The organism is Actinomycetota bacterium, from assembly GCA_030017835.1.
Lineage (GTDB): Bacteria > Actinomycetota > Aquicultoria > UBA3085 > Oleimmundimicrobiaceae > Yes70-04.
Window position 1 is genome coordinate 38,852 of record JASEGU010000010.1, and the last position, 6,442, is coordinate 45,293.

Annotated in this window: 9 protein-coding genes; 8 read left to right on the forward strand and 1 reads right to left on the reverse strand. The window is 54.0% G+C overall.

From position 1 onward, the window contains the following. Positions 1–3: 3 nt before the first annotated feature. Positions 4–519 carry a hypothetical protein gene (locus QMD53_03995; protein MDI6799820.1) on the reverse strand — a complete coding sequence of 172 codons (516 nt, stop codon included), beginning with the start codon at positions 517–519 and terminating at the stop codon, positions 4–6. Between the two features lie 112 nt (positions 520–631). On the opposite strand from QMD53_03995, the gene QMD53_04000 reads away from it, so the two are divergent. From QMD53_04000 to QMD53_04035, 8 genes are all read left to right on the forward strand, one after another. Next, positions 632–1,492: a sulfide/dihydroorotate dehydrogenase-like FAD/NAD-binding protein gene (locus QMD53_04000; protein ID MDI6799821.1), complete on the forward strand. Its 861-nt coding sequence runs from the start codon at positions 632–634 to the stop codon at positions 1,490–1,492. Continuing rightward, a complete protein-coding gene (gene gltA, locus QMD53_04005; protein ID MDI6799822.1) occupies positions 1,489–2,874 on the forward strand; it encodes an NADPH-dependent glutamate synthase in 1,386 nt (461 codons plus the stop codon). The genes QMD53_04000 and gltA overlap by 4 nt, the downstream gene beginning before the upstream one ends. 162 nt (positions 2,875–3,036) lie before the next feature. Further along, positions 3,037–3,264, forward strand: coding sequence for a sulfurtransferase TusA family protein (locus QMD53_04010; protein ID MDI6799823.1), 228 nt, complete (start codon positions 3,037–3,039; stop codon positions 3,262–3,264). Beyond that, positions 3,264–4,364 carry a YedE family putative selenium transporter gene (gene yedE / locus QMD53_04015; GenBank protein MDI6799824.1) on the forward strand — a complete coding sequence of 367 codons (1,101 nt, stop codon included), beginning with the start codon at positions 3,264–3,266 and terminating at the stop codon, positions 4,362–4,364. The genes QMD53_04010 and yedE overlap by 1 nt, the downstream gene beginning before the upstream one ends. Before the next feature lie 156 nt (positions 4,365–4,520). Then, positions 4,521–4,778 (forward strand): sulfurtransferase TusA family protein, encoded by a 258-nt coding sequence (locus tag QMD53_04020; GenBank protein MDI6799825.1) that lies wholly within the window; start codon positions 4,521–4,523, stop codon positions 4,776–4,778. 4 nt (positions 4,779–4,782) lie between these two features. Further along, positions 4,783–4,920 (forward strand): hypothetical protein, encoded by a 138-nt coding sequence (locus QMD53_04025; GenBank protein MDI6799826.1) that lies wholly within the window; start codon positions 4,783–4,785, stop codon positions 4,918–4,920. 9 nt (positions 4,921–4,929) lie between these two features. After that, complete coding sequence (locus QMD53_04030; GenBank protein MDI6799827.1) at positions 4,930–6,078, forward strand: aminotransferase class V-fold PLP-dependent enzyme; 1,149 nt, start codon at positions 4,930–4,932, stop codon at positions 6,076–6,078. A gap of 7 nt (positions 6,079–6,085) precedes the next feature. Continuing rightward, the gene (locus QMD53_04035) at positions 6,086–6,313 is read left to right on the forward strand and encodes a DUF3343 domain-containing protein (protein ID MDI6799828.1); all 228 of its coding nucleotides are present in this window, start codon (positions 6,086–6,088) and stop codon (positions 6,311–6,313) included. Positions 6,314–6,442: the final 129 nt, after the last annotated feature.

Below are 6,442 nucleotides of genomic sequence, written 5' to 3' on the forward strand. Positions count from 1 at the left end.
TAGTTACTTAGTCGATATCGTTATCGTGATGTTGTTTCCTTCGGCTTCTTCCACAGTATCCTCGCCCAAGACGACCCCGGCCATTCTACTCCCCTTGACCGCCGAATAGGTAATGATCTTGCCCTCGCCGGTATCGGCAGTGAAGGTGCTTTCGATCTTCCAGCCATTGGCCACGAGCTCTTTGTCGTAGAAGCTCTTCATTTGATCGATGGAGTCGTTTGTTAACAAGACGGCCGCAACGGTCTCCAAGTTCTCCTCGCCGGAGATGTTGATGTTGCCGTAAGGGGTCGCCCCCGGATATATCGGCATATCATCCGGCCAATTGGCCGGAAGCTCGGTTCCGGCTCCAAACTCGCCGGTGCCCTGATCGGAGGTTACGGTCACCTTGTCTCCGCCCAAGCCGGTGCTCACATCGATAGCGCCGTCCTCTGTCTGGATGGTCCTCTTGGTGCAACCGGTTAAGGTTAGGATTGTCGTAATAAGGATGAGCGTCAAAAATAAAGCGGTAAACCTCTTCATTTTATCACCTCCTTTTATTGCTTCATTTACTATATTTATAACATATCTGACTTGACTTTTGTTTGACTTGCCGTAAATATATGGGGAGAAACTTTGAAACAGGGAGATACAAGTGTTTGAAATTCTAACCAAAAGAACCATCGGACCAGCAGTTTATCACTATGATATCTCGGCCCCCAATATCGCAAGGAAGGCCAAGCCGGGACAATTCTTAATCCTTCGTATAAATGAAACCGGAGAGCGGATTCCCTTGACCATCTGCGACTATGATGGCTCAAAGGGAACCGTTTCGATAATGTTTCAGGCCATCGGCAAGACGACCAAGGAACTGGCTTATATGGAGGCGGGAGATAGTCTTTCCGATATGGTCGGCCCCTTGGGGAGGCCTTCCGAGATAGAGAGGCTTGGTACGGTCGTCTGCGTGGCCGGCGGAGTCGGGGCGGCCGTCATTTTGCCGATAGCCAAGGCATTGAAAGCGAAGGGAAATGAGATAATCACCATTTTGGGTGCGAGAACGGCTGAACTGCTCGTCTTAGAGGATGAGCTCAAAGCCATCAGCGACGACTTCATCATCACCACGGACGACGGAAGCCGCGGGATCTCTGGCGTCTGTACCGATCCCTTAAGACAGCTCATCGAGAGCGGCAAGAGAGTCGATCGGGTCATCGCCATCGGCCCGGCCATCATGATGAAGTTCGTCTGCAAGACGACCGAGCCCTTCGGGGTCGAGACCGTGGTCAGCCTGAACTCGATCATGGTCGATGGCACGGGCATGTGCGGCTCTTGCCGGGTCACCATTGGCGGTCAGACCAAGTTCTGCTGCGTCGACGGGCCCGATTTTGACGGCCACGAGGTCGATTTCGATGAGCTGATGATCAGGCAAAGGATATATCTGGACGAAGAGAAGGCCTCTTTGGAAAGGTTCGAACGGCAATGTGAAGGCGGTTGCGGCTCGAAAGGTGAACGCAAATGATGGCAAAAGGCGAAAGGCTATCTGCCCGGGAGCAGGATGCCAAAGAGCGGATGGACAATTTCGATGAAGTCTCCTTGGGTTACGATGAGAAGCAGGCGAGGGCGGAAGCCGAGCGCTGCCTGCAGTGTAAAAAACCGGCCTGCGTGGGAGGATGTCCGGTCGGCATCGATATCCCGGCCTTCATAAAGCTTTTGAAGGAAGGCAATCCGGCCGCTGCCATCAAGAAGATCAAGGAGAAGAATAGTCTGCCGGCCGTCTGCGGGCGGGTCTGTCCCCAAGAGAACCAGTGCGAAAAGGAGTGTATCCTGGCCAAGAAGTCCGATCCGATAGCCATCGGTCTTCTAGAGCGGTTTGCAGCCGACTCGGAGCGGAGCCAAGATGTGGCTGCCGGTTCCAAAGTAGAGTCCAAAGGCAAGAAGGTAGCCGTGGTCGGCTCGGGCCCGGCAAGTCTGGTCAGCGCTGGAGATCTGGCCAAACTGGGCTATTCGGTCACCATCTTCGAAGCCCTCCACAAGGCGGGCGGGGTTCTGGTCTACGGTATCCCAGAATTTAGACTGCCCAAAAAAATAGTCGAAGCCGAGATCGATTACGTTAAGGGTCTTGGCGTTGAGATACGGACCAACTTTGTGATCGGAAACACTTTGACGGTCGATGACCTCTTCGAGCAGGGATATGAGGCGGTCTTTATCGGCACCGGGGCTGGCCTTCCCCACTTCTTGGGGATTGAGGGCGAGAATCTAAATGGCGTCTATTCGGCCAACGAATTTCTAACCCGGGTCAATCTGATGAAATCACACCTCTTTCCGGAGCACGATACGCCCATCAAAAGGGGGCACAAGGTGGTCGTAGTCGGTGGCGGCAACGTGGCCATGGACTCGGCAAGAACGGCCAAGCGCCTGGGGGCAAGCGAAGTTTACCTAGTCTATCGCCGAACCGAAGAGGAGATGCCGGCAAGAGCCGAGGAGGCCCACCACGCCAAAGAGGAGGGCATCATATTCAAGACGTTGACGCTGCCCAGAAAGCTGATCGGCGAAAGCGGCTGGCTCAAAGCGATCGAGTGCATAGAGACGACCCTTGGCGAGCCCGACGCGAGTGGCAGGCGCCGCCCCGTCATCAAGGAGGGCTCTAATTTTACCCTCGAGGCCGATGTGGTCATCGCAGCCGTCGGAACAGGGGCTAATCCCCTTCTGCTCAAGGCAACGCCAAAGCTTAAATTGAACCCTAAGGGATATATCGAGGCCGACGAGAAGGGCACGACCAGCATGAAGGGGGTCTTTGCCGGCGGCGACATCATAACCGGCTCGGCAACCGTGATTCTGGCTATGGGAGCCGGCAAGCAAGCGGCCGCCTCGATCGACGAGTATCTATCCGCCAGAGCTTAAAGCTCCCCAGAGACCGCCGGTCTATTGATCGTATGCGATGGGCTCCTTTATTAGGAGCCCTTCTTTTTTCTCTTCCAAATCAGGAGTAATCCCTTGACCGCAAACCCCCCTTATGTTAAATATATGCTTATATTGTTCATAAGTCATATTTATAAGGAGGTGATGGTCTTGGAAGTGGAGGTCGATGCGAGGGGCTTATCCTGTCCGCTCCCCGTCATCAGGACTAAAGAGGCGGTTGAAAAGAATCCGGACGCTGAGATTGTCGTTCTTGTCGATAATCCGGCCGCCAAAGAGAACGTAATCAGGATGGCCGAGAAGACGGGCAGACTGGTCTCGGTCGAAAGTGATGGCCTAGAATTCCGTCTTAATCTTACAAAAGGAGTCAGTTAATGAAGAAGGATAATCTCATGATTTGGTCGGCCGGCGCCGTTATCGGGTTCATTGCCGTCGCCTTGGTGCTCTTTGGTAACCCGATAAATATGGGTTTTTGCACCGCCTGCTTCGAGCGGGATATCGCGGGCGCCCTCGGTCTTCACCGGGCGGCCCCGGTTCAATACATCCGGCCCGAGATAATCGGTATCGTATTTGGGGCGCTCTTTGCGAGTCTCATCGGCAAGGAGTTCAAGGCCGAGGGTGGTTCCTCGACGCTCACCAGGTTCATCCTTGGCATCTTTGTGATGATCGGGGCCCTTGTCTTTCTGGGCTGCCCTCTTAGGATGATGATTCGCCTTGGCGGCGGCGATCTAAACGCCCTCATCGGTCTAATCGGTTTCGTTGCCGGAGTTGCCATCGGCGTATACTTCTTGAAGAAGGGCTTCGACCTTGGCCGCACCCAGGTTCAGACCAGAATAAACGGCTTCATCCTCCCTTCAATAATGGCCATCATGCTCCTCCTTCTCATCTTTAAGCCCATGTTCAATCCGGCGGCCGGTGGGCCCGTCTTTTTTAGCAAGGAAGGGCCGGCCGCCCAGCACGCTTCCATCATCCTCTCGATTGGCGCGGGGCTACTCGTCGGCTATCTGGCTCAAAAGAGTAGGCTCTGCATGGCCGGCGGGGTTAGGGATATAGTATTGATTAAGGATTGGCATCTGGCCAAGGGTTCACTTGCCATATTGCTTGCCGTCTTTTTGGGCAATATCGCCGTTCAAGTTCTGGGGGTCAATGGGGTCAATGCTCCGGCCTTCAATCTTGGATTTGCCGGCCAACCCGTCGCCCATGGTGAATACCTCTGGAATTTCCTTGGCTTAGGTCTGGTCGGTTTTGCCTCGGCCCTTCTGGGCGGCTGTCCGCTGCGTCAGCTAGTCCTTTCGGGTGGCGGCAACTCCGATTCGGCCATGACCGTCCTTGGCATGATATTTGGCGCGGCCATCTCGCACAACTTCATGCTGGCTGCTTCCCCGAGCGGCGTTCCCATCTTTGCCAAGTATGCCGTCATCATCGCCCTGCTGCTTACCGCCGTGATCGGCTTCATGAATATGGAGAAGGTCTAGAACAACTCTGTGAAGTTGAGACGGTAATGGGTTTTTAAGATTTTAAGTTTAAAGGGCGGCCCAAGATATGATATTTTAAGCTTACTTCTTGGGCCGCCCCATTCCTTTACCTGGCTCAGGCGAAGTCCCTTTAGTCGCTAAGGAGGAGGCTTATCCATGTTTGAGATCGATGCCAGAGGTTTTTCCCGTTCCGAGCCGGTCATTTTGGTCAAGAAGGCCATAGAAGACGGAGAGGAGATTATCGAGGTCAAGGTGAGGGGAGACTTTGCCAGAGACAATGTCATCCGGATGGCCGAAAGTCTTGGCTGCTCGACCAGCCAAGAGGAGATGGAAGGCCACTTCTTGGTGAGAATAGAGGCTGGACAAGGTCGCAAAATCCGGCTCTCCCGTTCTCGATGGTCTAAAAGAGCTTGAATCTTTGGGAGCCGAGGTCCTCTCCTGTGGGACCTGTCTCGACTATTACGGTCTGAAGGAAGACCTGGTGGTGGGCAAGATATCCAACATGTATGACACCACCGAATCATTCAAGAAGGCTGAGAAGATACTATCCATTTAAGGGCTTAAGATGAACATCTACTTCGATAACGCTGCAACCTCATATCCCAAACCACAGGCCGTTTCCGCCGCCGTGGCCGACTTCTTTGAGAACATAGGGGCCAATCCGGGCCGCTCCGGCCATCGCCTCTCGGTTGAGGCGGCAAGATCGATATATCTTGCCAAAGAGGCCATGGCCACTATCCTTGGGGTCACCGATCCTTTGCGGATCATCTTCACCCATAATGCCACCTACGCGATAAATATGGCCCTCTTTGGACTCCTCAAGGCCGGCGATCACGTCATCACGAGCAGCATGGAGCACAATTCGGTCGCCCGTCCTCTGCGCCATCTGGAGAGTTTAGGAGTCGAGCTGACCATAATACCGGCCGATCCCAAAACCTCCCTCATCGATCCGGCCGACTTCAAGGCGGCCTTAAGGCCGAGCACCAAGCTGATATCGCTAGTCCACGCCTCCAACGTGACCGGGGCCGTCATGGACATCGAAGGCGTCGGAGAGATAGCGAGTGAGGCTGGCGCAATCTTTATGGTCGATGCAGCTCAGACTGCCGGAGTGATAGAAATAGACGTAGATAAGATGAAGATAGATATCCTCGCCTTCACCGGCCATAAATCGCTCTTTGGCCCCCAAGGAACGGGCGGTCTGTATATCGGGGAGGGGGTCGAAATCTCCCCCCTTATCTTTGGCGGGACGGGAAGCGCTTCTGAGAGCGATATTCAGCCGGATTTTCTCCCCGACTCATTGGAGAGCGGAACCCCAAATACCCATGGACTCGTTGGGCTGCTGGCCGGAGCCGAGTTTATACTGGATCAAGGGGTCGGCAAGGTAAGGGCTCACGAACTAAAACTTATTGGGATGATGGGAGAAGGTCTTGCCAAGATTGAGGGGCTGACCCAGCCGGTTAAAATAGCGGACGAGGCGCGCCTTCCCATCTTCTCCTTCAATCTAGAAGGCCTTTCGGCCTCTAAGGTCGGCTACATTTTAGATAGCGAGCACGATATCATGGTGCGAGTCGGACTCCACTGCTCTCCCTGGGCTCACTTGACCATCGGGACCCATCCGCATGGCACGGTTAGGGCCAGCCTCAGCTATTTGAACACCGAGGCCGAGGTGGAGGCGTTTTTCGACGCTCTTATCGCCATCTCAAAGAGGGGGTAATGCTCTCTTGAAGGGTCACTCAATAATCACCTTTTATTCAACACATCATGCCCTCAAGGCCGAGCGAATTTTGAAGGAAAAGATAGAAGTCGTGGTGGTTCCGGTCCCCCGCTCCATCAGTGCAAATTGCGGGATCGCCTTGAAGATAGCACCCGAAAGTGAAGAGGAGGCCAGGGTGGTCCTGAAAGAGGGAAGAGTCCCCTTCGAGGCTATCTGGCTCGAGCCGAATTCATAGAGAGGGGCTCAGAATCACAAACGGCAAAGGGTTTTTAAACCAAGCCGGCCGGAGTGACTAAGCAGCTTTAAACATGGTGATTCCTACCTAACTGGTACTGTGATATGATACCTTTATGCTTGATAACCA